General features: G+C 42.5%; 32 protein-coding genes, 1 tRNA gene and 3 pseudogenes. 16 read left to right on the top strand and 20 right to left on the bottom strand.

Annotated features, from left to right (window positions below):
- Nucleotides 1–353 precede the first annotated feature (353 nt).
- The 5 genes from bchM to IM450_RS10310 all read left to right on the top strand — a co-directional run bounded on the left by bchM (nt 354) and on the right by IM450_RS10310 (nt 3,116).
- On the top strand, nt 354–1,046 hold the full coding sequence (bchM, locus tag IM450_RS10330) for a magnesium protoporphyrin IX methyltransferase (RefSeq protein ID WP_002800845.1): 693 nt from the start codon (nt 354–356) through the stop codon (nt 1,044–1,046).
- 3 nt (nt 1,047–1,049) lie between these two features.
- Nucleotides 1,050–1,817 carry a 3-methyl-2-oxobutanoate hydroxymethyltransferase gene (gene panB / locus IM450_RS10325; RefSeq protein WP_002734057.1) on the top strand — a complete coding sequence of 256 codons (768 nt, stop codon included), beginning with the start codon at nt 1,050–1,052 and terminating at the stop codon, nt 1,815–1,817.
- Nucleotides 1,810–2,304, top strand: a complete 495-nt coding sequence (gene msrA / locus IM450_RS10320; RefSeq protein ID WP_002800848.1) for a peptide-methionine (S)-S-oxide reductase MsrA — start codon at nt 1,810–1,812, stop codon at nt 2,302–2,304. Before panB ends, msrA begins: the two co-directional genes overlap by 8 nt.
- 51 nt (nt 2,305–2,355) lie before the next feature.
- On the top strand, nt 2,356–2,664 hold the full coding sequence (locus tag IM450_RS10315; RefSeq protein ID WP_002782143.1) for a carbon dioxide-concentrating mechanism protein CcmK: 309 nt from the start codon (nt 2,356–2,358) through the stop codon (nt 2,662–2,664).
- Between the two features lie 104 nt (nt 2,665–2,768).
- Entirely contained in the window at nt 2,769–3,116 is a 348-nt protein-coding gene (locus tag IM450_RS10310) for a carbon dioxide-concentrating mechanism protein CcmK (RefSeq protein WP_002733188.1), read from the top strand.
- A 67-nt stretch (nt 3,117–3,183) separates the two neighbouring features.
- On the opposite strand, the gene IM450_RS10305 is transcribed toward IM450_RS10310, so the two are convergent.
- From IM450_RS10305 to IM450_RS10235, 15 genes and pseudogenes are all read right to left on the bottom strand, one after another.
- The gene (locus IM450_RS10305) at nt 3,184–3,429 is read right to left on the bottom strand and encodes a hypothetical protein (protein ID WP_002775412.1); all 246 of its coding nucleotides are present in this window, start codon (nt 3,427–3,429) and stop codon (nt 3,184–3,186) included.
- Nucleotides 3,430–3,472: 43 nt separating this feature from the next.
- Nucleotides 3,473–3,607: pseudogene (locus tag IM450_RS10300) on the bottom strand (element excision factor XisH family protein); the annotation flags it as partial.
- 31 nt (nt 3,608–3,638) lie between these two features.
- A complete protein-coding gene (locus tag IM450_RS10295) occupies nt 3,639–3,911 on the bottom strand; it encodes a DUF5615 family PIN-like protein (protein WP_002800850.1) in 273 nt (90 codons plus the stop codon).
- Nucleotides 3,901–4,215, bottom strand: coding sequence for a DUF433 domain-containing protein (locus tag IM450_RS10290; protein ID WP_002753976.1), 315 nt, complete (start codon nt 4,213–4,215; stop codon nt 3,901–3,903). Before IM450_RS10290 ends, IM450_RS10295 begins: the two co-directional genes overlap by 11 nt.
- Nucleotides 4,216–4,323: 108 nt before the next feature.
- A complete protein-coding gene (locus IM450_RS10285) occupies nt 4,324–4,542 on the bottom strand; it encodes a DUF2283 domain-containing protein (RefSeq protein WP_046661247.1) in 219 nt (72 codons plus the stop codon).
- Between the two features lie 96 nt (nt 4,543–4,638).
- A complete protein-coding gene (locus IM450_RS10280) occupies nt 4,639–4,977 on the bottom strand; it encodes a XisI protein (protein WP_002732833.1) in 339 nt (112 codons plus the stop codon).
- Nucleotides 4,965–5,384 (bottom strand): annotated as a pseudogene (locus tag IM450_RS10275) (XisH family protein). The gene IM450_RS10280 and the pseudogene IM450_RS10275 overlap by 13 nt, the downstream one beginning before the upstream one ends.
- A gap of 36 nt (nt 5,385–5,420) precedes the next feature.
- Nucleotides 5,421–5,567 (bottom strand): hypothetical protein, encoded by a 147-nt coding sequence (locus tag IM450_RS10270; protein ID WP_287667128.1) that lies wholly within the window; start codon nt 5,565–5,567, stop codon nt 5,421–5,423.
- A 53-nt stretch (nt 5,568–5,620) separates the two neighbouring features.
- Nucleotides 5,621–5,890 carry a type II toxin-antitoxin system RelE family toxin gene (locus IM450_RS10265; protein ID WP_061432389.1) on the bottom strand — a complete coding sequence of 90 codons (270 nt, stop codon included), beginning with the start codon at nt 5,888–5,890 and terminating at the stop codon, nt 5,621–5,623.
- On the bottom strand, nt 5,887–6,090 hold the full coding sequence (locus IM450_RS10260; RefSeq protein WP_002800856.1) for a hypothetical protein: 204 nt from the start codon (nt 6,088–6,090) through the stop codon (nt 5,887–5,889). Before IM450_RS10260 ends, IM450_RS10265 begins: the two co-directional genes overlap by 4 nt.
- Nucleotides 6,091–6,124: 34 nt before the next feature.
- Nucleotides 6,125–6,307: a DUF1902 domain-containing protein gene (locus IM450_RS10255; protein ID WP_002762135.1), complete on the bottom strand. Its 183-nt coding sequence runs from the start codon at nt 6,305–6,307 to the stop codon at nt 6,125–6,127.
- Between the two features lie 73 nt (nt 6,308–6,380).
- Entirely contained in the window at nt 6,381–6,767 is a 387-nt protein-coding gene (locus IM450_RS10250) for a type II toxin-antitoxin system VapC family toxin (protein WP_002796330.1), read from the bottom strand.
- A complete protein-coding gene (locus IM450_RS10245) occupies nt 6,764–6,991 on the bottom strand; it encodes a type II toxin-antitoxin system Phd/YefM family antitoxin (protein WP_271937602.1) in 228 nt (75 codons plus the stop codon). Before IM450_RS10245 ends, IM450_RS10250 begins: the two co-directional genes overlap by 4 nt.
- Nucleotides 6,992–7,035: 44 nt before the next feature.
- On the bottom strand, nt 7,036–9,555 hold the full coding sequence (locus IM450_RS10240; RefSeq protein WP_287667121.1) for a tetratricopeptide repeat protein: 2,520 nt from the start codon (nt 9,553–9,555) through the stop codon (nt 7,036–7,038).
- Nucleotides 9,556–9,797: 242 nt separating this feature from the next.
- Nucleotides 9,798–10,442 (bottom strand): DUF3782 domain-containing protein, encoded by a 645-nt coding sequence (locus tag IM450_RS10235; protein WP_287667118.1) that lies wholly within the window; start codon nt 10,440–10,442, stop codon nt 9,798–9,800.
- Nucleotides 10,443–10,746: 304 nt separating this feature from the next.
- Between IM450_RS10235 and IM450_RS10230 the strand changes: the two genes are divergently transcribed.
- Nucleotides 10,747–11,460: a TauD/TfdA family dioxygenase gene (locus IM450_RS10230; protein WP_287715576.1), complete on the top strand. Its 714-nt coding sequence runs from the start codon at nt 10,747–10,749 to the stop codon at nt 11,458–11,460.
- A 36-nt stretch (nt 11,461–11,496) separates the two neighbouring features.
- On the opposite strand, the gene IM450_RS10225 is transcribed toward IM450_RS10230, so the two are convergent.
- The 3 genes from IM450_RS10225 to petE all read right to left on the bottom strand — a co-directional run bounded on the left by IM450_RS10225 (nt 11,497) and on the right by petE (nt 14,022).
- Nucleotides 11,497–11,570, bottom strand: a tRNA-Met gene (locus tag IM450_RS10225).
- 83 nt (nt 11,571–11,653) lie between these two features.
- Complete coding sequence (locus IM450_RS10220) at nt 11,654–13,381, bottom strand: succinate dehydrogenase/fumarate reductase flavoprotein subunit (protein ID WP_287667112.1); 1,728 nt, start codon at nt 13,379–13,381, stop codon at nt 11,654–11,656.
- Nucleotides 13,382–13,644: 263 nt separating this feature from the next.
- Complete coding sequence (petE, locus tag IM450_RS10215; RefSeq protein ID WP_149107927.1) at nt 13,645–14,022, bottom strand: plastocyanin; 378 nt, start codon at nt 14,020–14,022, stop codon at nt 13,645–13,647.
- A gap of 192 nt (nt 14,023–14,214) precedes the next feature.
- On the opposite strand from petE, the gene petJ reads away from it, so the two are divergent.
- The 8 genes from petJ (at nt 14,215) to IM450_RS10175 (ending at nt 19,077) form a co-directional block, all read left to right on the top strand.
- Nucleotides 14,215–14,535, top strand: coding sequence for a cytochrome c6 PetJ (gene petJ / locus IM450_RS10210; RefSeq protein ID WP_002732729.1), 321 nt, complete (start codon nt 14,215–14,217; stop codon nt 14,533–14,535).
- A 116-nt stretch (nt 14,536–14,651) separates the two neighbouring features.
- Nucleotides 14,652–16,331 (top strand): DUF3352 domain-containing protein, encoded by a 1,680-nt coding sequence (locus IM450_RS10205; protein ID WP_287667107.1) that lies wholly within the window; start codon nt 14,652–14,654, stop codon nt 16,329–16,331.
- Between the two features lie 401 nt (nt 16,332–16,732).
- Complete coding sequence (locus IM450_RS10200; RefSeq protein WP_002796343.1) at nt 16,733–17,002, top strand: hypothetical protein; 270 nt, start codon at nt 16,733–16,735, stop codon at nt 17,000–17,002.
- The gene (locus tag IM450_RS10195) at nt 16,999–17,142 is read left to right on the top strand and encodes a putative toxin-antitoxin system toxin component, PIN family (RefSeq protein WP_002800867.1); all 144 of its coding nucleotides are present in this window, start codon (nt 16,999–17,001) and stop codon (nt 17,140–17,142) included. Before IM450_RS10200 ends, IM450_RS10195 begins: the two co-directional genes overlap by 4 nt.
- 330 nt (nt 17,143–17,472) lie before the next feature.
- Nucleotides 17,473–18,300: a tetratricopeptide repeat protein gene (locus IM450_RS10190; RefSeq protein ID WP_287688641.1), complete on the top strand. Its 828-nt coding sequence runs from the start codon at nt 17,473–17,475 to the stop codon at nt 18,298–18,300.
- A 252-nt stretch (nt 18,301–18,552) separates the two neighbouring features.
- Entirely contained in the window at nt 18,553–18,744 is a 192-nt protein-coding gene (locus IM450_RS10185) for a type II toxin-antitoxin system HicB family antitoxin (RefSeq protein WP_002800870.1), read from the top strand.
- A complete protein-coding gene (locus tag IM450_RS10180; RefSeq protein WP_012267861.1) occupies nt 18,741–18,923 on the top strand; it encodes a type II toxin-antitoxin system HicA family toxin in 183 nt (60 codons plus the stop codon). The genes IM450_RS10185 and IM450_RS10180 overlap by 4 nt, the downstream gene beginning before the upstream one ends.
- Entirely contained in the window at nt 18,874–19,077 is a 204-nt protein-coding gene (locus tag IM450_RS10175; RefSeq protein WP_287667098.1) for a hypothetical protein, read from the top strand. The genes IM450_RS10180 and IM450_RS10175 overlap by 50 nt, the downstream gene beginning before the upstream one ends.
- Nucleotides 19,078–19,216: 139 nt before the next feature.
- Here IM450_RS10175 and IM450_RS10170 read toward each other — a convergent pair whose 3' ends face one another.
- Both IM450_RS10170 and IM450_RS10165 read right to left on the bottom strand, forming a co-directional pair.
- Nucleotides 19,217–19,804 (bottom strand): Uma2 family endonuclease, encoded by a 588-nt coding sequence (locus IM450_RS10170; protein WP_287667095.1) that lies wholly within the window; start codon nt 19,802–19,804, stop codon nt 19,217–19,219.
- 1 nt (nt 19,805) lies between these two features.
- Nucleotides 19,806–19,898, bottom strand: a pseudogene (locus IM450_RS10165) (CU044_2847 family protein); the annotation flags it as partial.
- A 468-nt stretch (nt 19,899–20,366) separates the two neighbouring features.
- On the opposite strand from IM450_RS10165, the gene IM450_RS10160 reads away from it, so the two are divergent.
- Together IM450_RS10160 and IM450_RS10155 are read left to right on the top strand one after the other, a co-directional pair.
- Nucleotides 20,367–21,614, top strand: coding sequence for an RNA polymerase subunit sigma-70 (locus IM450_RS10160; RefSeq protein WP_287667092.1), 1,248 nt, complete (start codon nt 20,367–20,369; stop codon nt 21,612–21,614).
- Nucleotides 21,615–21,616: 2 nt separating this feature from the next.
- Nucleotides 21,617–22,744: a DUF1822 family protein gene (locus IM450_RS10155; RefSeq protein ID WP_287667089.1), complete on the top strand. Its 1,128-nt coding sequence runs from the start codon at nt 21,617–21,619 to the stop codon at nt 22,742–22,744.
- The last annotated feature ends 13 nt before the right edge of the window (nt 22,745–22,757 follow it).

Genomic DNA, 22,757 nt, shown 5'->3' with positions numbered 1-22,757 from the left:
CCAGCCCTGGCGGTGTTAAATTTTTTCTAGTAATTCAGGCTCTGGGAAACAACGGAACTAGGTTAGGGAATCTCAATCAATTTTTTTATGTATTTGGGCTTAAACCGATCATATAAGTTTAAAACCCTCACCTTATATTTAATCGCTATTAAGCTGTGTTTTTTTCCTGGGATCAGCCTAACATTACCTCAAGGATTTTGGTTAAAAAATTTACAAATCTTTGAGAATGCTTGGCAGCACGGGGAAACAAAATAATACTTATGTTCTAACGGCAACCCTGAATGATTCAGTCGGAAAACTGGCTTTCACGGTAGGATAAACTAATAACCATCTCCGCTCGTTTAGATTTCGTTATGACCAACACATTAGACGATAAAGCCATAGTCAAGGACTATTTTAACGCCACAGGATTCGATCGCTGGCGCCGGATTTATGGGGATGGCGAAGTTAACAAAGTACAAAAAGATATTCGCATCGGTCATCAACAGACGATCGATACCGTTATCGGTTGGTTAGAAAGTGATGAAAATTTGCCCAATCTCTCAATCTGTGATGCCGGTTGTGGAGTCGGTAGTCTCAGTATTCCCCTCGCTAAAGCGGGCGCAACTATTTTCGCCAGTGATATTTCTGAGAAAATGGTGACAGAAGCCAAGGAAAGAGCAGCCAAAGAGTTAGCAGATACCAGTAAACTCACCTTTGCCGTTCAAGATTTAGAAGCATTAACCGGCCAATATCACACAGTCATCTGTCTTGATGTTCTCATTCACTATCCCACAGAAGAAGCATTAGGAATGATTAAACACCTGGGATCCCTAGCTCAATCCCGTTTAATCCTCAGTTTTGCCCCTAAAACCTGTTTATTAACCATTCTCAAGAAAATTGGTCAATTTTTCCCCGGTCCGAGTAAAACCACTCGCGCTTATCAACACAAGGAAAAAACTATTGTCGCCGCTCTCAACGAAAATGGCTTTAAAATTGAACGGACGAGTATGACTAGCACTCGTTTCTATTTTTCCCGTATCCTCGAAGCTGTCCGCAGTGAATAAAGAATGGCAGTCACCACCAGCAAATTAATCGAGTGGAAACAGCAAAAACGCGCGATTGTCACCCTCACAGCTTGGGATTATCCGATCGCGCGACTGCTCGATCGAGCAGGAATTGATATTATCTTGGTGGGTGATTCCTTAGCTATGACCGCTTTGGGCTATCCTACCACTTTACCGATCACCCTAGAGGCGATGATTCACCATGCAGCGGCCGTGTCTCGCGGGGTAAAACAAGCTTTAGTTGTCTGTGATTTGCCTTTTCTCAGCTATCAGGAAAGTGTCAGTCAGGCAATTCACTCCGCCGGAAGGATGTTAAAGGAAGCGGGAGTGCAAGGGGTAAAATTAGAGGGGGGTTATCCCGCTATGATCGAGACGATTAGCCGTTTAACCGAGATAGGCATCCCTGTTATGGGTCATATCGGATTAACTCCCCAGTCGGTGCATCGCTTAGGATACCGTCAGCAGGGAAAAACCCCATCGGATGCACAAAGACTAATCGAGGAAGCTTTAGCCTTGGAGAAAGCGGGAGTATTTGCCCTGGTTTTGGAACATATTCCCGCCAATTTAGCCGCTACTATTACCGATAAATTGACTATCCCGACGATTGGTATCGGTGCGGGGGAAGATTGTGATGGTCAGGTGTTAGTAACGGCGGATATCCTAGGATTAACCGAAAAAGCTCCCCCTTTTGCCAAAGTTTATGCTAATTTAAGCGAGACAATTACAAAAGCAGTTGTAGAATTTGCCAAGGATGTGAGGAGAAATGAATAACGGCGAAAAAGCTACCTTTGGGGCCGGCTGTTTTTGGAAAACCGAGGACGCATTTCGGCGTTTACCAGGGGTTTTAGCGACTTCTGTGGGTTATATGGGGGGAAATTTTCCCAATCCTAGTTATCTCGATGTGTTATCGCGAATTACCGGTCATGCGGAAGTGGCACAAATTGAATATAATCCCCAAGAAATAAGCTATGAGGCGTTATTAGCTGTTTTTTGGTCAATCCATGATCCGACTCAGTTAAATCGCCAAGGACCGGACCGGGGAGAACAATATCGATCAATTATTTTCTATCACACCCCGGAACAAAAGTTAATCGCCACTGCTTCCAAGCGTCAACTACAACTATCGGCAAAGTTTCAGCAAGATATCGTTACTTTGATCGAACCCGCAGGAGATTATTATCTGGCCGATCAGTCCCATCAACAGTATTTAGAGAAAAAACAGGCTCGATCGGTCGGGGATTTGCAGAAGAAAATATAAAGACAGGTTCGGGGTATAATGTAAAGTTGCTTTCGCAGGAGATCAGGAAAAATGCCCGAGGCGGTCGGAGTCATTCAAACGTTGGGTTTTCCCCCCGTTTTAGCGGCGGCGGATGCCATGGTTAAAGGGGGACGAGTCACCCTAGTTTATTTTGATCTAGCGGAAAGGGGCGAATTTTTAGTGGCGATTCGCGGTCCGATTTCCGAGGTTAAACCGGCAGTAGAGGCAGGATTAGCGGCGGCGATGACCGCTTTTGGTGGCAATGTGGTCAGTCATTACATCGTACCGAATCCTCCAGAAAATGTACTGGCGGTTTTACCAGTGCAGCATACGGCTAAGTCAGACCGTTTTCGCAGTTAATTTCCCTAGCGATTTGCCCCAAACTAGACTATAGTTAAAGACTGGAAAATAGATTGGATTCTATCAATTGAACTTATCTGATTTTTGTTATTAGGAGTTAATTTATGACAGCCCAACCCGCGGTGGGATCGATCGAGACCAAAGGTTTCCCCGGTATTCTAGCGGCCGCCGATGCGATGGTAAAAGCAGGACGGATCACGATTGTTGGTTATTTAAGGGCAGGAAGCGCCCGTTTTACCCTCAATATTCGTGGGGATGTACAGGAGGTAAAAACCGCTATGGCTGCCGGCATTGAAGCCGTCAATAAAACCGAGGGGGCAGCTTTAGAAACCTGGGTAATTATTCCCCGTCCTCACGATAACGTGGTGGCTATTTTACCGATCGATTATAGCGAGGCAGTGGAACCTTTTCGCGCCGCCGCCGACGGTGCGATGGCACCAATCCGTCGTTAATCTTCAAGGTCAATTTTTTGTTACTGGTTGGAACTTGTCTAGTTCCAACTTAGTTTTTAATGATGATTTAAGTTTTAGTTAAAAAACCGAATTTGATAATTGCTGCAACAGTTGCACCGATAACAGTGACTATCAAAGCCCATATTTGAGCCGTTGCCCTTTCTTTCAAGTCTTTGACATCTTCTTTGAGTTGGGAAACTTCGGCCTCTATTTTCGGTAATACTTCTAGTTTTGTTTCGATTCGCTCTAACCGATTGTCAAGTTTAGCGAGAATATCTTTTAAGTCAGTTTCAATGATAATAGGGTTACTCATGGGGAGATTCTTCTTTTGGGGACTAGGGGGTATCAATTTGTGTTAACAGTTCCTCTGCTAGATCAATAAACAAGTCTTTTTTGCCAATTTTAAGACTTAAGGGATCATCGGTAACTATCCAGCCATCTTTGATTAGGGCGTGTTTTACACAATCATGGAAAATATCTTTGGCAGGCATTGTTTTATGATTCGGCGATCGCGTTATTTAGTCAGTGAGCAATAGTCTCGATTAGGTTGGGACGGATAGAGGGGAATTTTTCTGACTTGAAGCAACGTGCTAGTTGATTGATTCTTAAAAAATCAGTATCTTGAGTAAAAATCACGCGACCATTGGATAAAGCAAATTGCAATTGTACTTCATCAGATACCCCCAATAAATTTTCTTCTGGAGTGGTAGTAACATCAAGGCCTCGCTGGCGCAATCCAAGAGCAATGCTATAGCTTACATTTTCATCAAGGTGAAATTTAATTTTATTGCCCATTCATTTTTTTTAGTTTTTCTTGGACTAGAGAAGGTGTTTTAGCTTGCATTTCCTTGGCAAAGGTATCATCATCTGTGATTTGTTGTCTAATTTCTTCAAGGTGATCGTGATAGTAAGAAAGGGCCGCGTAAACATCAGCTAAAGTAATGCTGGGATAATGATAAACAATTTCATCGGGTGACATTCCCAGGCGTTCGTGCCAAATAACGACATCTTGGACTTTGATGCGATGACCTGCGATGCGCGGTTTACCGCCACAGGTTTCTGGGGTAATTTCAATGTGATTGATTAAAGTTGTTGTCATTGATAATAACGAATTTGTCCGATTATAGGGTCACAAGGAATCTGCGCCCAAATGTCATATATATTATATCACGTCAAGGTTTATAGAATAATTTTATTATGACAACTCTTATAAACTTGAAGCTAATTGAGGCGCGACAATAGTTTCTAGGGAAAAAGCATTCAGATCCGTTAAGCTTTTGGCGTGTTCCAAGGTGATTGCACAAATATTACCCTGCTGATCAAGATCGGCCAAGGTATTTTCATTGATTTCTTGAGTCTCGACAATGGGATTGTTATTGAACTCTAGGTATAGAGTATCCGTATCCTGAAAGTAGGTGATTTTCATGGCTGACTTGGGTTATCAAGAGTTTCTAATCTTCTTCTAATAGTGATTCATTTGGCGGCGATTGCGGTTTTGAGAATTGTCCATGATATTTGAAAGTTAAGCGACAGCAAAGCCTGTATAGGGTCTAATTTCAGGGGATTTAAAGGCTAAAATAATCTGGTTTTGAGGGATTCCCGCAGCTACTAATTCATCGGCAATACCATCCTCAGTTCCGTCGTGTTGAATCCAAATTTTTTGATCAATAATATCAATATGTAATAGGGTTCCGTAGATTCGATAACCATTTTGCCAACCTGTTTCAACCAATAAATAGCGATCGCGGGTTTGATCTAGGACTAATTCGATTTGGATTTGGTGATCGGTGTCGAGGAAGTCGGCATAATCTTGGAATGTTTTTTCAATAATTTGCCGATATTGGGCAATTAAGGAAGCCATCGTACAATTACCTCCTGGTTGAGATCAAAACTAAATAACTGAATAATACCATCTTCAATTAAGGTTTGACCTGCTTCTTCTTCAAATACTGTTTTGCAGGTGTTTTCGCTAACAGCCAAAAATAGTTTATATTCGGGATAATAACGCTTTAAAAGATGGGTATAAACGACAAATTAACCAACTGCCTCTTCAAGGTCTTTCATATCAGAGGGACGAGTAAAGCTCTTAATTTCAACGGCTATTTTTTCTGTTCCCTTTTCTGCGGCTAATAGTCTTTCTGCTCCCAAATCAACAAACAGGTTTTTACCTCTTGCTAAACGAATCCGTAGGGGGTCATGGGTAATTGTCCAGCCGTCTTTGATTAGGGCGTGTTTTACACAGTCATGGAAAATATCTTTGGCAGGCATTGTTTTTTATAGATAAAAACTGAAATTTTCTCAGGTTTACTTTAAGTTATTGTCTGAATCTCCTAAGTTTCCTTGAATTTGCCCTAACAGTTCCTCACAATCTTTAACCAAGGTAATCCCCAATTCTTGGCATAATTCAAGCGCTTGTTGGCAGTAGTTGAGAGCGCGATCGCAGTGATTCATTTTGTGGGCTATTTCGACAAAGGCTTTTCAATGATTCTTTATCTACCGAAATTTTACGGGAAATAACGATAGAATTCTCGACGATGAAGAACACGAGCAAATGTAATTGTATCTTCTTCAACAAAAAAACCAATTCTATAGTCACCAATTCGGATACGATAGGCATTATATTCTCCTTTTAATTTTTTAAGGTTGTTAATTTCGCTTAGCTGCTTAACTGCTAAAATATCAGTAAAGACAAGGTTTTTTATGACTGAGTAAGAGGAGGTACTTTTTAAATCTTTAAGATCCTTGATAAAAGTAGGAAGATAGTTAATTTTCATTCTTTTTCTAATTCAATTAAAGCTTCCTCCAAAGTTAAGGGAGTTTCATCTTTAACGTCTATCATGGCGCAATAGAGTCCAGTATCTTCATAGGTTTCTATTATTTGTTGATAATCTTCAAAATTAATGATAACTTGCTGTATCTGACCTTGATTATCTGTAATCAAGTCTTGAGCAAAGGGATAATCTTTGATGTTCATAATTAATTGTTCCTCATTTTGTGGACGGTTTGCATTATTCACACTCCTTTGTTTCCAATTCTAATAGGATGGGAATTAAGTCTTTGGCAATATCAATGACAGCATCTATTGTATCAGCTTCAGCGACAAGTCCTTGTATATCGGGACTGGTGGCGACATAGTAATCTTGTCCGTTTTCTTGAAAGCGCTCAATAGTGAGGTTAATTGGGTTTTGCATGGAAAATCAATAAGGTTTAAAGTTTGCCTGTTAGTTTTTGTGATTAATTTGCTAAAGTTTCTTCTTTTCAGGTTTACCATAATAAATTTTCAGTATATCGCTTAAATAACTCATCTTTAGTGAGAATCGGAATATTTTCAGTTAAGCTTTGAGCGATTATTAGGCGATCAAAAGGATCTTTATGGTAGTAAGGGAGTCTCTTGAGTTGTTCGAGATGTTCGGCGTTAATAGATAGTATATCAAAGCCGTTATTATAAACATAATTTTGAATTAAATTTGGGAAAGTTGTCTTTAATTCTAATCTGTTAAGGCTGGCTTTGATGGACATTTCCCAGAGACTAGCGATACTTAATCGTTTTTGATATTGATTATTTTCTATAAGAGAACGAGCAGCATCACTAAGATTATTATCACCTTCGATAAACCATAAAAAGGCGTGGGTATCCATTAAAATTTTCATGGCATATATTCCTCAAATTCTTCGATGGGATCATCAAAATTGTCAAGCATTTTAACGATGCCTTTTGCGCTTCCATATTGGGGATGTTTAACAGTAGTAGGAAGAGAAATGAGTTGAAAGTCTTGACCCTCATTATTCTGGATAATAACTTGTTCACCTTTTGAGGCAGCTTTAAGGAGGTCAGAAAGTTGACTTTGGGCTTCGTTTAAAGTTAGTTTTATCATAGCTTTGTTCAGTTAAATATTAATTTTTGAGATGATAATTTACCTTAATTATTCTCTAATGTAGCCTGAATTTGCCCTAACAGTTCCTCACAATATTTAACCAACGGAATCCCCAATTCTTGGCATAATTCAAGCGCTTGTTGGCAATGACTGAGGGCAAGTTCAGGGCGATTAGTTTGGTGGGCGATTTCGGCAAGAACTCTTAAATTATGGGCGGTTAAATATTTAAAATTAATCTCTTGGGAAATAACTAAGGATGCTTGAATTTTGCTTTCTGCTTCGCTGTATTGTTCTAGTTTAATCAATGCTTCACCCATGTTATATAAAGAAAATGCCACCCCTCGCCGATCGCCAATTTCGTCACTGATGTCGTGAAATTGCTGGAAGTGGGAGATCGCCTTTTCATGCTCCCCTAACGAGTCATAACAAACTCCCAGATTGCCTAAAGACCTTGCCACCCCCTGCCGATTACTGATTTCCTTACTGATGTTGTGATCTTTCTGGTTGAGGGCGATCGCCTTTTCATACTGCCCTAACGAGTAATAACAACTACCCATATTGCCTAAAGAAATTGCCACCCCTCGCCGATCGCCGATTTCTTCACTGATGTCGTGATATTGCTGGTGATAGGCGATCGCCTTGTCATACTTCCCTAACGACTTATAACAAAATCCCAGATTGCCTAAAGAAATTGCCACCCCTTGCCAATCTTCCATTTCCTTACTGATGTCGAGACATTGCTGGTTGAATGCGATCGCTTTTTCGTACTGTCCCAAGGAACGATAACAACTTCCCAAATAACTTAACGAGTTACGATAACAAACTTGTTCCCGTTGACTCCCTGCAATAATTTGCTCATAAAGTTCTGCTTGCTTACGATAAAATCCTTGTAAATCTAAAAAACTATTAACCGATTTATCTTTCTCTTCTCCTCCTCGATCCTCATTCAAAATATCGTAAGCTAACTGCCATTCTCCCAATTCCCCTGCATGGTGAAACGCCTCTAAATATTCCTTCAAATCTTCCAAGGATTCCCAGGGAGGGACAGGTAAATGAGCTAAATAATAATTTAAGGCTAATTGATGGGCAGATCGCAATACTTCAGCATTTGCTTGATCTTGCACCACCATGGAAATTAAAGGCAAAAACTGAAACTGTCGCGGTTTTACATTGTATTCGGGGGGAAATTCTTGTAATAAAGATAAACGAGCTAAATAGCGTAAATCTTCCTCAGTTATTGCTGGAATTAACCCCTGCGCTAACCTGTCATCAAAATTCTCCCGCAGTACCGACAACCGCGTTAAACTCTCCCTAAACTCTTTCGATAATCGCGCTAAACTGGCGGTAATCACTTCTCTAACACAGGTTTCCGTGTCGCGGTGATACCCTTCCACATCAAACATATTTAAGCCCAAATTTTGCGACTCGGTGACAGAAACCCCTTTCCCAAACTTATCTTTCATCAAACTACAAACCAGTTCCATTAAGAGGGGATGACCTCCCATTTTATCGACAAATTGGGCTAATTCTTCATCGCTTCCCGTTAAGCCGTGATCTTCGGTGACATAACGCATCGCATCCGCTTCTTTTAACCCTTTTAAAGGCCAAGAATAATAATAATCTTGCAAATTGACGGGGAATTTTAGCTGTTCTCGACTGGTGACTAATAGCTTACTGCTGCTTTCTGTGTTTAACCATTTTTGCAAGAATTGCTGATAAACCAAATTTACTGGGGCAGTTAGTACCGTTTCCAAATTATTCAACACTAATAAACAGGGTTTAGCGGTTAACCCTTTGCTGATTGCGTCTATTAATTGCCCATCATTCCATTTTTCATCATAATTTTGTTTTAACTCCTCTAATAACCACCGTCCGAACTGTGCCAAAGGGTAAGGCTGGTTAAAATTAACCCATAATACCGGCCAATCAGCAGTTAATTGATCTGTAAACTTTCTCGCCAGGGCAGTTTTACCATAACCTCCGGCGGCGGTAATCTCGATTAACCTTAGATGGTCATTCCCTAACGCTGTTTGGAGTTCTTGCAATTCTTCCCGTCGTCCTTGCCATCTACGCACGGGTGGGAGTTGCGTATCCACTAACCCAGAGGTGGTCAGGGGTTGGGGGGAGGATTGAGCCGTTGCTTCGGGTTTAGTTACCGCTTTTTTAGAGGGTTCAGAGCGCCTTTTATGCCACTCCTCCGAAAATTTAGTCAAATTTGTTGTCTTATCGCCGCATTTCGCCCACAGAGTTAGGGAGAACCGCCATTCCTCCGACCCCTGCTGTTTGAAACGCTCATCCCGAAGAATGCCTAGATAATCGGCTAAATAGTGGCTAATCGCGTCCCTAACTTGATCTTTGGTCAATTTTTCCCCTTTCTGCTCTGCCAAGCGTACTAAAGCCGCTAAATTCGTCTCAACCTGCAAAAGCTTCCCCTCTTCCCCTAGAGCCAGCTTGACTCCCCAATCATTATCCTCACATTGACAGTGAGCCACATGATCTAATAAGACTTCAAACAAGCGTTTGACCCTTTTTTCAACAGTTTCGCCATAACTCTTCTTAGGCATGGGATTAGATCGGTAGAGGTTTGGGATAGCTTATTTTAGTCTATTTTTTGGGATGATGAAAAACACCTAAGGGACTTGCGCTTTGATAATGTACCTTTTGGGCGAACGCAGTTCGCCCCTACATTGTGGACAAAATTTGATAATGTAGGGGCGCAAGGCTTGCGCCCTCCGATCGATCAGGTTTGCTGATCACCATAAGTAGGGGGAGAGCCTTCAAGATGTTGATGATGAAAAACACCTAATCAGGCAAAACCTAGGGGCCGAAATTGAGCATCGTTGATGATTTTAACCGTTTCTCCTGATTGCTTAATCACAAATAAACCGCGCCGATAAGCATAACTATCTATCCCCTGATCGATTTCAATCCCCGCTACTGCGCCATAAACCTGAAAGTCTCGAAATTGGGGAAAGGCTAACTTAAATCGCTGTAATCGATCGAGAAAGTCATCTACATCATCCTTCGAGAGTCGAGATTTACACTCCACCGCCACTAACTCACTGCCATTCACCGCCAGAATATCAATTTCCATCGCTGCCCCGGGACGTTTACTTTTTAAGCGACTCATGGTTTGGGTGACATCAATCCCCCGTTCTTGAAATAACTGCACAACCGCCGGCTCTACCATTTCTTCTATAAAAAGACACAAAGGGGTGGTTAAGTTATTGACGGCTTCGGTGGTGGCTCGTACCAGCTTTTTCAATTCTTCCATCGTGCGATCGGCTTCAGCACTACGGCGATCGGCTTCAGCATTTCGTTGTTCAGCCTCGGCATTGCGGCGGTCCGCTTCGGCATTGCGGCGCTCGGCTTCTTTTTGGAACTCGGCAAATTGAGCCTCGGTTCTTTCAAACAGTTTGTAAATATCGGCGATCATAATAGCTTCTGACATGGCGTGTTCTTGTCTATTTGAGCAAAGCCGATCCTATTCTACCAACTCGGCCGGTTGAGAGGATATCGTTCTTTTACCCATCACTTGCTGACAGGATAAATCCGACACCATCCCGACCAAAAATCGCAAATTTTTTCCTCGAAAAGTTTGGGGTACCCCACTCCCCCAAAGCCTCCCCCAAAGCTGAAAGCCTTAGCCAATCAGCTTTTTATTATGCAATTTTTTTTAATTAGACCTCTTGCCTTAGCACATACCCCAGATTTTTTCATAGCAAGTATCAACCTATTGAAGTGGGGAAAATCTTATGTTTTCAATGCTTACGTTCTCAACTGCTACCCTAAAAAACCACCTCAAAAAAAACGGTTTTTTTGTCTTCGATAACCCTTGTGGCGATCGCTGGTTCCAATGTTTAGAGGATATTACCCAAGCAACCCCCGTTATCCAAACTAACGGAGAGATTATCTATCCTATCAAAGCAAATCCTGACGCTATGGGAAAAAGTGACGCACAATCCCCCGGAATTGGGCTTTTACCTCATACAGAATGGTCTTACAAAGCTATCCCTCCTAAATACCTCTGTTTGCGCTGTAAAACTCCGGATCGTTGGGGTGGGGGTGCGACGACTTTGGTTAAGTTTGATGACTTAATGCGTCATTTTACCCTTGAGGAACAACATTTTATGGCGGCTCAACCTCAATATTTTATGTCCAAAGACGGCAAAGAAAGCTGTTTTGCACCAATCTGGCAACGAGATGCCGAAATCATCCGCTTTAGCTATAATGTGCTGGTTTATGGGGAATTTAGCCCCGATATTAATAAACCGATCGCTTCCGGTCTAGATTCCCGTTTAATGGCTTTATGTGACAAATTTTTAGCACTGTTTGAAGCCTATCACGTTCCGCTCTATTTAAAAGCAGAACAGATACTGATCATGGATAATTATACTTGTCTCCATTCTCGCCAATCCTACATTGACCCCAATCGCTGTCTTGAAAGGGTAATGTTCGATGTTCCCTAACGGGAAATCGGGGTTAACTACCGGCTTTATCAGTAATGGCGGGAAGCGGATTTGAACCACTGACCTTCGGGTTATGAGCCCGACGAGCTACCAGACTGCTCTATCCCGCGTTGCTTTATCTAGTATAGAACTAAATCTCGGTAAATGCCAAGGAGTTTGTAATATTCCTTTACATTTACCGTCCGACCAGAGGTTAATACTTACGTTCCACGGGGGTGAAATCCTGAATCACCACGGGCATATAGTCGATATCGATGCCGGAGGGGGAATAATAGGCGAGGGTATGCTGAAGGAAATTTTGGTCATCCCGTTGGGGAAAATCCTCGCGGGAGTGGGCCCCTCGGCTTTCTTGACGATTGAGGGCAGAGGTGAGGATAATTTCCCCCACCACCATGAGACTTTGTAATTCCCAGGCCTCGATTAGTTCCGTATTCCAGCAATCCCCCCTATCATCCAGGTAAATCTGCTCGTATTTGCGCTTTAATTCGCCGATTTGTTTAATTCCCTCGCGCATGGTCGCTTCGGTGCGAAAAACGCCGCAATGTTGGGTCATACAGTCTTGGAATTGCTGACGTAGTTGACCGATGCGAATCGTGCCTTTTTTGGTCAATAAAGCGGTGATTTCCTCTTTAGCATCCTGAAGGTAAATATCGGGATTAAAGACGGGAAAAGCGCGTTTTTCGACGTATTTAGCGATCGATTTGCCGGTTCTTCTTCCATAGACCACACATTCTAACAGGGAATTACTGCCCAAACGATTGGCCCCGTGGACGGAGACACAGGAACATTCCCCGGCGGAGAAAAAGCCCTCGGTGAGGGTATCGGCACTTAAGCGAACGCGACCATCGGTATTAACGGGAATGCCGCCCATACAATAGTGAACTGTAGGACGGACGGGCATCGGTTCCTCTACCGCATCGACACCGACGAGACGGTGGGCCTCCTCCCAACAAAAGGGAATGCGACTCATAATTTTTTCCCGGCCTAAATGGCGTAAATCCAGATAGACAAAGGGACCCCCGGCGCTACCGTCCAGATTTACCCCCCGGCCGGCGCGAATTTCTAGGGTAATGGCCCGGGAAGTGATGTCCCGGGGGGCTAATTCCATGCGCGAGGGGGCGTAGTCTTCCATAAAACGACGACCTTCGCTATTGATTAAATAAGCACCTTCACCCCGGACTGCTTCCGAGATTAAAACACCGACGGGATAGAGTCCAGTGGGGTGAAATTGGACAAATTCCATGTCTTCTAGGGGAATACCCGCTTTGGCCGATAATGCTAAACCGTCCCCCGTACAGGCGAAATCGTTGGAGGTGGTGTTATAAACGCGACCATAGCCCCCCGTCCCGAACATAATTGCTTTTGCCCGAAGGATTTCTAACTGTCCGGTGGCGATTTGGTACATAACCACGCCTTTGGCCGTACCTTCTTCGAGGATAAGGCGTAAAACATACCATTCATCGTAGATTTTTACCTGATTACGGCGTAAATTGCTGACTAATTCGTGCAGCATGGCGTGACCGGTTTTATCGGCGGCGTAACAGGCACGGTTATGGCTGTGACCGCCAAAGGCTCTTTGGGCAATGCGTCCATCTTCGAGACGGGAGAATAACACGCCTAGATGTTCCAATTCGATGATAACTTCGGGGGCTTCTTGGGTGAGGATATCCACCGCATCCTGGTCAGCCAGAAAATCGGAACCTTTGACGGTATCGTAGGCGTGGGCCTTGGGATTATCTTTGGGGTCAACGTTTTGCAGAGCGGCGGCGATACCTCCCTGGGCGGCGACGGAGTGGGAACGAATTGGGTGGGTTTTGGCAACGACAGCAACATCGATAGTCGGGTTGAGGCGTTTGATTTCTAAGGCGGCGCGGCATCCTGCTAACCCACCGCCCACTATAACGACATCGTGTTCTTTCATGGCTGATTTTCCTACGGGCTTCTGTTTCTATGGTGGGGTGAGAATTGCTCGGAAGTCAGTTTTGTAACCGAGACTTTATATTTCAGGAGACAGGAGACAGGAGATAGGAGATAGGAGATAGGAGACAGGAGACAGTAGCCGGTCGTCAGGAGACTATTTTTATTTATTCTTCCCAATTCATAATTCATAATTCATAATTCATAATTCCCAAAAAACAACCCGCGGCAGTTAACCGCGAGTTATTTTTGGCTAAAATCGGATAATTACTGAACGGTAATCGTTCCGACCATACCGGCGCCGCGATGGGGTTCGCAGTAGTAGGTGTAAGTACCCGGTTCGCTGAAAGTGCTTTCAAAGGACTCACCGGCGGAAAAAGCCAGACCTTTATGGGATAATTTGCTGGCTTGGGCTTCGGGAACCTTGGCGCTATCGAAAACTATGTTATGGGGAGAAAGTTTGTTATTGACCCATTTCACCGTATCTCCTGCTTTAATAGTGAGGGCGGGGGGATCAAATTGTAGTGTACCTGCATCACCGCCCATCTTCACCGTGAAGGTTTCCGCAGCAGCGGAGGCAGTGTTGAAGAAGAAGCTAGAGACGACTAGCACCAGGGTAGCGACCAATAAACCTAATTTTTTCATGCTTGTTAATCCTTTACACGAGGGAAGATGACAAGTTTGACAGCCTGTCTTTTGACAAAAAAGTAAAAGTTTGCTTTTAACTGTCCCATTGATTAATTCTACACCAAGTTTGACAGCTTGTCTTTTGACAAGAAAACCGGTTTTTTCTGACCATGGTTGGGGAATTTCTTAAGAAATAGAGGAGAACCAATCGTGAAAAGACTATTAATTTCCCTGTGCTTGCTCTTGGCTGTGGTTACATTCGGTATGGCTCGTCCCGCTTTAGCTGATGGGGCTTCGATTTTCAGTGCTAACTGCGCTTCCTGCCACATGGGCGGTAAAAACGTGGTTAATGCCGCTAAAACCCTGAAAAAAGAAGATTTAGTTAAATACGGCAAAGATTCCGTTGAAGCTATCGTTACCCAAGTTACCAAAGGTATGGGGGCGATGCCGGCTTTCGGTGGTCGTCTCAGCGCTGAAGATATCGAAGCTGTAGCTAACTATGTCCTCGCTCAAGCGGAAAAAGGCTGGTAAAAATTAGTTATCGGTGGCGAGTTATCGGTTATCAGTCTGGTAAGAATTGTAGCGATCGAAATTCTTGGGTCAATTGCTGGCTTAAAATAGCTAATGGTTCATCTCGGGACAAGGTTGTGAAATTGCGATCGTTTTTCTATATTTTAGGTGCGACGGTAATCATTCTCCTAGGAGTCGCTACAGCCAGTTTTGCTTGGATTCTCGCCGATAGTCCTCTGTCTTTGCTCAAAGGTGGGGTGCTGCGGGAACCGATGGCGGCGATTTTTGTGCCGAAACAGGCCCCGGTTATGGTATCCTTGTTGGTCAATCCCGAACGTTTGGAGTCTTTTGGTCAATTAATCGCTACACCGGCTAATCGACGACGTTCGCACCAAGAAATTAAGGATTTAGAAAAAACTCTGCTCGGTAAAACGGGATTAAATTATCAAAAGGAAATCAAACCTTGGTTAGGGGAGGAAATTACCCTCGCTGTTACTTCCCTAGATTTCGATCGCGATACCGATAATGGTATCCAACCGGGTTATCTTTTGGCAATTCAAAGTAAAGATGGTGAACGCGCTAAGGAATTTCTGCAAGCTTCCTACTCAAAACAGGCGGTTTCGGGCAAATTTGACCTTGTTTTTGAACTCTACAAGGGAGTTAACCTCATTTATCAACGTCCCTTGACCGCAGGAGATAATAATCGTTTTCTCGCTAGTGCCGTCGTCGGTGATACGGTGCTTTTTGCCAATAATATCAAGGTTTTGCGCGAGGCACTTAATAACGTGCAAGTACCGGATTTAAACCTAAAAAATAGCCCCGATTACCGAGAAGCCCTCAAAAATATCACCGAACCGCGTATAGCTATAGTTTACGGCAATTTACCTCCGTTATCGGCTTGGATCGCTAATCAACCCGTCCCGGAGAGTCCCGAAGCAAAACAACGATTAGCCACGGCTTTTTCCCTCAAATCTGGGGGAATAGTCGCTCAAACCGCCTTAATTGGAGTCTTAGGACAGGATGACCAAGCACCAATTTTATCTAGTCCCGTGGGATCATTATCTTTTATCGGCGAAAATAGCCTTTTAGTCGCCGCTAGTCGCGATTTAAATCGTTTTTGGACTCAGGTAGAGGAGGGGTTAGAAGCAGATAGTCCCCTACAGGAATTAATAACACAGGTCTTAAACCGCTTCCAGTCGCCTTTAGGTTTAAATTTGCCTGAAGACATTTTTAGCTGGGTTAGAGGCGAATATAGCCTCGCTCTCGTGCCTAATTCAAAGGGGATGGAACCCGATAGTGTTTTTGTAGGGGAACGGGTGATGGGGGTAGAGGTGGACAGTGCGATCTCTCATTTGGATGAGTTGGCCCGCAGTCGCGGCTATAATGTGGTTAATCTGCCTTTACTCGATCGAACGGTGACAGCTTGGACAAAGTTAACCACGGCGGTCCCAGGAGGAAAAGCGCAACTAGAAACGATCGTGACGGGAGTGCATACTAGGGTCGATAATTATGAAATTATCGCTAGTTCTGTGGAAGCGATGGGTTTAGCTTTATCTGCACAGAAAAACCCCATTTTAAGTAGTGGTAAGTTTCGACAGGCAATTACTGCTTTACCCGCAGAAAATGATGGTTATTTTTACGTCGATTGGCGACAATTGCAACCGGTAATCGAGGCAAAATTCCCGATCGTGCGGGTGTTAGAATTATCGATTAAGCCTTTATTTAATAATCTGCGTTCTCTTACCATTAGCAGCCAAGGTAGCGAAAATTCTGTGCGTCGGGGAACGATTTTCTTTAATCTGGGAGTGAAGTCTTAATCAGTTATCAGTTATCAGATAGAAGCTTGTAGGTTTGGTTGAGCGATTTAATACTTAGGAGAAAACTGCTCGATTCAATGGTTTGAGCAAAACCCAACATTCTTGACGACATTGGTGTGGTTGGGTTTCCCTCAAGCGTCGCTAATAACCGTTCTGGATCCGTTATCAAGTAGCCAGTGGTATTGATTCTGTGGAAGGACTCTCTTGGGGTAGTATAAATGTAGAGGGAGAAACATTACCTCTCCAGACGCGAATCGCTGAGCGCCATCAATTCCAGGATTAGATTCCAAGGTAGCAAGCCCTAGCTTGAAAAATTCGCTAAGATATATATAATTAACTTGATCAGATTATTTATAAAGTCTGTTTAACAGCTAAAGCTAATAAAGTTTATTTTGAAGCCGATGACCAAAGAGCTACTCATACAAATCAATCGAGAAGGAAACCTCGAACTTCCTCCTGAAGTTCAAACCCGCCTCAACCCAGGAGATAAATACATGATTTCCCTGACGGAAGACTCCATCATTCTCAAAAAAGTTCATCAAGATAAAGTCAATCTAGAGCAATTCTTTGAGCGACTAGAAGCAATGGAACCAGACCCCAATCAACCGACTCTAGCTGAGATTAGCCAGATGATTAAAGAAGCTCGCCAAATTAGACGCGCCAACTCATGAAAGTTGTTCTAGATGTCAATGTTTGGATTTCAGGATTGTTGTGGGGAGGAGTTCCGGGTAAAATCCTTAAATTAGCTAAAAATCAAAAAATTACAATCATTACTCCCCAAGAATTTCTTAGTCGCTACTTTAATGAGTAGAGAAGAGGAGTAAGGTAATTAATTGACGATTTACACCAAGAGAAAAGATAAGTTTGACCTACAATAATTGCTATGATTACTGTAGGATTTAAAAAAAAGTGATCGCTCTTACTACTTTCTAATTACTTTAGATAGTAGTAGCCTAGGGCTTTTTAGACAAAAAAAGCCTATTCTGTATATTCCCAAAAAAGCAGCCTATGAATTAAGTAGGGGTTGCTGAATAAATCTAAAAACCTTGTTGGATAATATTTTTAGGCTTTTTTAGCCCAAAAACCTTTTTTAGCAGGATTTACACCGATATTCAGCCAACCCTAAGTAGAATTTAAAATCATGCCCACCGAGGAACTAGCCATGAAATCCTTTGCCCTTCTTACCACCGTCAGCCTAATCAGCCTTTCCACCCTCGCGACTGTTCGCCCCGTCATGGCGCTAGAGAGCCGACAACCAGCCGAAACCCGGATCGCTCAAGGGAACAATCAAGACGCGATCGGCCACTATAACCGGGGAGTTGGCTACATCCAACAGGAAAAATACGATCTCGCCCTCGCTGAATTCAACAAAGCGCTCAACATTAATCCCCGATTGGCTGGGGCTTACTACAATCGGGGGATTCTTTACGGCGAACAGGGGAAACCAGACCTCGCCCTGTCCGATTACAACAAAGCGATCAACATTAATCCCCGATTCGCCGAGGCTTACCTCAATCGGGGGGTTCTTTACGATGAACAGGGGAAACCCGACCTCGCCCTGTTCGATTACAATCAGGCGATCAACATTAATCCCCGATACGCCGAGGCTTACGTCAATCGGGGGATTCTTTACGCCATACAGGGGAAACCCGACCTCGCCCTGTCCGATTACAATCAGGCGATCAATATTAATCCCCGATTCGCCGAAGCTTACTACAATCGCGGGAATCTTTATTACTACCAACAGGGGAAACCCGACCTCGCCCTGTCCGATTACAATCAGGCGATCGAGATTAATCCACAATTGGCCCTGGCTTACTTCGGTCGGGGGCTTCTTTATTACTCTCGACAAGAAACGGAAAAAGCGATCGGAGATTTCCGACAAGCCGCCGAACTGTTCCGCCAGCAAGGAAACGCAGCGGCCTATGAAGCGGTTATGGAATTCCTACGGCAATTAGGTGCGGTCTAGTTCTTTTTCTTGGGTTGAGCGAATCAATGGGTTAAAGAAAACCTCTCAATTCTAAGGGAAAACGAAACCCAACAGCCAACACCTAAATCCGTCTGAATGAGCGATCGCAAATTTTGTCGGCTGCATTAACGAAGTGTCAGGCGGCAATCTCGCTGCCAACCCTGATAATAAAGCTGATCGTGGCTTGAGAGCAATTCCGTTATAATAGGGGTCAACTTAATATCGTTAGCAACGCAGAATGAGGATTTCACCATGAGGATTCCATATACATATTGGAAAGAATCAGATGGGATGTTCTTGGGCTATTTGAATGAATTTCCCGATCATTGGACCCAAGGTGTTGACTTAGAAGAATTAATCGAAAACCTGATCGATCTCTACAGAACATTTACTACGGAAGAAATCCCCGGAATCAAGAGAGTTGCAGAGTTTGAATTCGCATAAAAAGACATGATTTAATTGCACAATTGGAGCAAGCTGGCTGCTACTTGATTAGACGTGGAGGGAAACATGATATTTACCATAATCCAGATACTGGAAAAACAGAACCAATTCCCAGACATCGAGAAATTAATGAGCGATTGGCTAAAAAGATTATCAAAAGTCTTACTGGTGACAGATAAATTCACAGTGCAAATCAAACAAGGCTACAAGGAAGCAAAGGAGCTATGGAAAAATGATTACTGTAGGATTTTAAAAAAGGGCGATCGCTATTCCCATCCTCTTATTTTTTTGTTGGGTTTCCTTCTTGATCTTGAGAATCGCAATATCAACTGATTTTGGTAGATATAGCGTTTCCTAAGCTAGTGAGGTACACCTATTTTCTTCCCTTTTGCCTCTTGCCTTTTGCCTAAAACCCATAACTTTTGTACCTCAGCAGACTGAAAAACGCTATAATTGAGATGGGATTTAATCCTTATTCTTCACTTAAATTAAAATCAATTCGTTGATAAATATCCAGCAATGAGATTTGAAAATCCACAGAATAAAACCTTAAAACATCATTCTCTGATTCAGATGCTTTAAATAACCATTCTCCATTATTTTGTTGATAAAATTGTTCCACATAATAACGGTATTGATCGATCAAAATATATTCCTTAAAGTCAGGAATTGAACGATAAAACTTAAACTTATCAGTGCGATCATAATCTCTAGTTGATTTTGATAAAACCTCGACAATGATTAACGCATTAGTTACAGTATTTGTGCCTTTTCCTTCATATAATGGTTTGCCTTTAATCACCATGACATCAGGATAAGTATAAAAGCGGTATATTGGCATCCATAACCGGACATCACTCATGAAAGTCCAATAATCTTCATTATTAATCTTAGCTGGAAAATTTTTACAGAAATTCAAAGCAATCAGATTATGATTAGTAGTTGCTCCTACCATGGGAATAATTTCTCCATCTAGATATTCATTTTTGTATGCTGCTGTTTCTTCTAGCTGACAATATTCTTCAGGTGTATAATACCGTTTTTCGACTTGAACTTGCATACTAACCTCCCTTATCTTGGTTAAATTCCCATTCAATAGCAACTTTAATATTAGCTGGTGCTGAACCTTTGGTCACTAAAGGAATCCCCATTTTACCCCCAACTTGTCAGCCAAATTCTCAAGTAACCTGACTGGGTGGACTTACTTGGGAAACTCCCTGTTTGATCGAAGTTAATAATAATTGTAAGCTAAGACGTATTTAAATCGCTTATTTTTAGATTAGCCGAATCTCCCCCCAATCCCTTTATGCTACATATCAGCACAGGCACTCATGCACTCTTGCAATAGGCAAAAGGGAGAATAAATAATCATTCTTTAATAACCGGATTTAGTATGACTCCTAACCCCACCAACAAACTTTTTCAGCAAACCCTAATTATCAGTGACTCTTAAATTAATACAAACGTTTGCACAATCGTCTCCTCACTCCTGACTCCCCAGACTCTCGACTCCTCAAAACGAAAAATTTGTACCTCACCATTAAGATAACTGCTATAATACTGCATAAAATCTCGAAGTGGAACGATAGAGAGTTTAGTTGACCTCCACGGGGAGTAGCTAGATGAAAAAACGAGAGACTTTGCTGGAGAAGTTTTGTTGCTTTTTAGTTTTGCGACAAAATAGGACAGAATGGAATTGCGATCGGCGTTTGCGTCGTAACATGGAAAGCTATGGCCAAATCGATCCTAATGTCGATTCAGAGGAGTATTTGGCCCTATTCTTTCAGCAACAGTATCAGAATCACGGTTCCCAAAATCATCTTTTTCGTGGGCATTTATACGCTTATTTACAGGAACCTTGCTACTGGGCTGCTGCCGAAATCTATCAAAAATATCAAGCTAAACTAGATTATCAGATCGAAGACTACTTTAACGAAGGAATTCTTGGTTTTGAGGCTATCTTAGCTGACTTTAAGCCTTTATTCTCCACTCGCTTCGATAATTTTGCCAATCAGAGGATTAAATATCGCTTAATTGATCGCATCCGTCAGATTAGTCAAGCATTCGGCCATAATACTTGGAGCTTACTACTTAATTCTACCGGAGCGCGTCTCAGCCAAGCTCTCCAGGCGAGGGGATTAGTGGGGGAAACTCTCGAAAATTACCTTTTAGCTTGGGATTACTATAAAGAAATTTATGCCCAGGCAAAAATCAAAACCGATGGTAAAATTCAGGAACCTAGTCCAGAAATCTGGCAAAAAATCGCCGCTGCTTATAACTCGGATAGCCACTCTACCATCAAAATCAATTCTGCGACAATTACCCGATGGTTAAAGGATGCGGGACAAGCTATTTCTGATTATTTATTTCCCCAAGGAAAAACAATTTCCTTACAGCAACCTTTCGGGGATGGGGAAAGTAGCACGAGGGAAGAAATGATCGAAGATACTGATCATGATACCCCTTGGCAGCAATTAGAAGCGGCGGAAAATTTTCGCGAGTCGCAACAAAACCACCAAAAAATTCTAGCTTGGTTGCGGGCAGAAATTCAACAGATTTGTCAGCAGCCGCAACAGGCAAAACTGCATCCGCAAATTCAGTTAATTCTAGAGATGACTTATGGTTCAGGGTTGGGACAAGTGGCAATTGCCGCTAAGATTACAGAAATTACCACGGTAGTTATCAAACAATATCAGGTTTCTAGGGAACTGGATAAAGTTTATCGTCACCTCGCTAAAAAGTTTTTACCCTGGGCCAGCGAAAACCTGCATATTCCTTCCCAGTCCCACGATAGAGAAGTTATTAGTAAGGCAATAGAACCATGGCTAACATACTACTATCAAACCAGCGCAACAACTCAGGAGGATTAATTATGGTTAATGATTGGTTAGAACTAACTCCTGATAGCATTTGGCTAGAAATACCCGCAGATATTCAAGAGATAAGTTGGGCAAAAAGTGCCAGTTTTACTGATGCCAGTATTCGTCAGAGATTTTATATTAATTATCTCTGTCAACAAGTTATTTTTAACTATCTACAGTCAGGGATGCCTGGGGTTAGCTTAGTAGAAAATCAAGAGGATTTCTGGCAACTAGGAGTTAATGGTTTTACCGTTAAATTAGGCGAAAAGTCAGTAATAGTTATTGCCAGCGAAACTCTGGATCTAGAAGCGATCGAAATTCCTCAAGAATGGGTAGATATTCCTCAATTAATTGGTGATTATTATCTAGCGGTACAGGTAAACACTGCCGAAAGTTATCTAAGAATTTGGGGTTATACTACCCATAAAGATATTAAGGAAAAAGGACAATATATTAAGCGTAATCTTAACTACTCTCTACCGAGAAATCAACTGCAATCAGGATCAGATTCTTTGGATTTATGGGGAGAGTGTCAATTACAAGCAGTTAAGATTGAACCGGAAAAGATGGAGGAAAAACTATCTTTAGATAGATTGACAACCTTACTAGACATCTTAGCTAATCCTCAGTTAATCTTTCCCAGAAAAGCCGTTACTTTTCAGGAATGGGCAGCAGTTATCGTCAATAGTAACTGGAGAAAAATTTTAATTACCCGTCGGCAAAAATCCCCCGTCAAGTTAACCAATTGGTTTACTGATAATTTCCCCATTGATTGGCAAAGTGTCCTCGATTTTAGCTCACTGTCACTGGTTCCAGCATTCAAAAATACAGAAATTAAACGCATCAAAGATTTAGGAGTAGAATTACTGGGAAATCCCCTCGCTTTGATGATTACTATCGCTAAAATTGAAGAAGTATTTAGCCTGCAAGCGACTGTTTACCCCACGGGAGAAACAAGCACTTTACCCCCCCATTTAAAATTAACTATTCTCACCGAAACTGGTCAGGTTTTTCGAGAAGTAATTGCCACAGATAACGATGAATTTATTCGTTATCGATTTGATGCTGAATTGGGGGATAAATTCTTCATTGAAGTGGCCTTAGAATCGGCAAGAGTCACCGAATATTTACAAGTATAAGCGAGGAAAAACT

Origin of the sequence: Microcystis sp. M083S1 (genome assembly GCF_020246405.1) — a bacterium.
Classification (GTDB): Bacteria; Cyanobacteriota; Cyanobacteriia; order Cyanobacteriales; family Microcystaceae; genus Microcystis; species Microcystis aeruginosa_C.
This window is presented reverse-complemented; position numbering and strand designations above follow the sequence as displayed.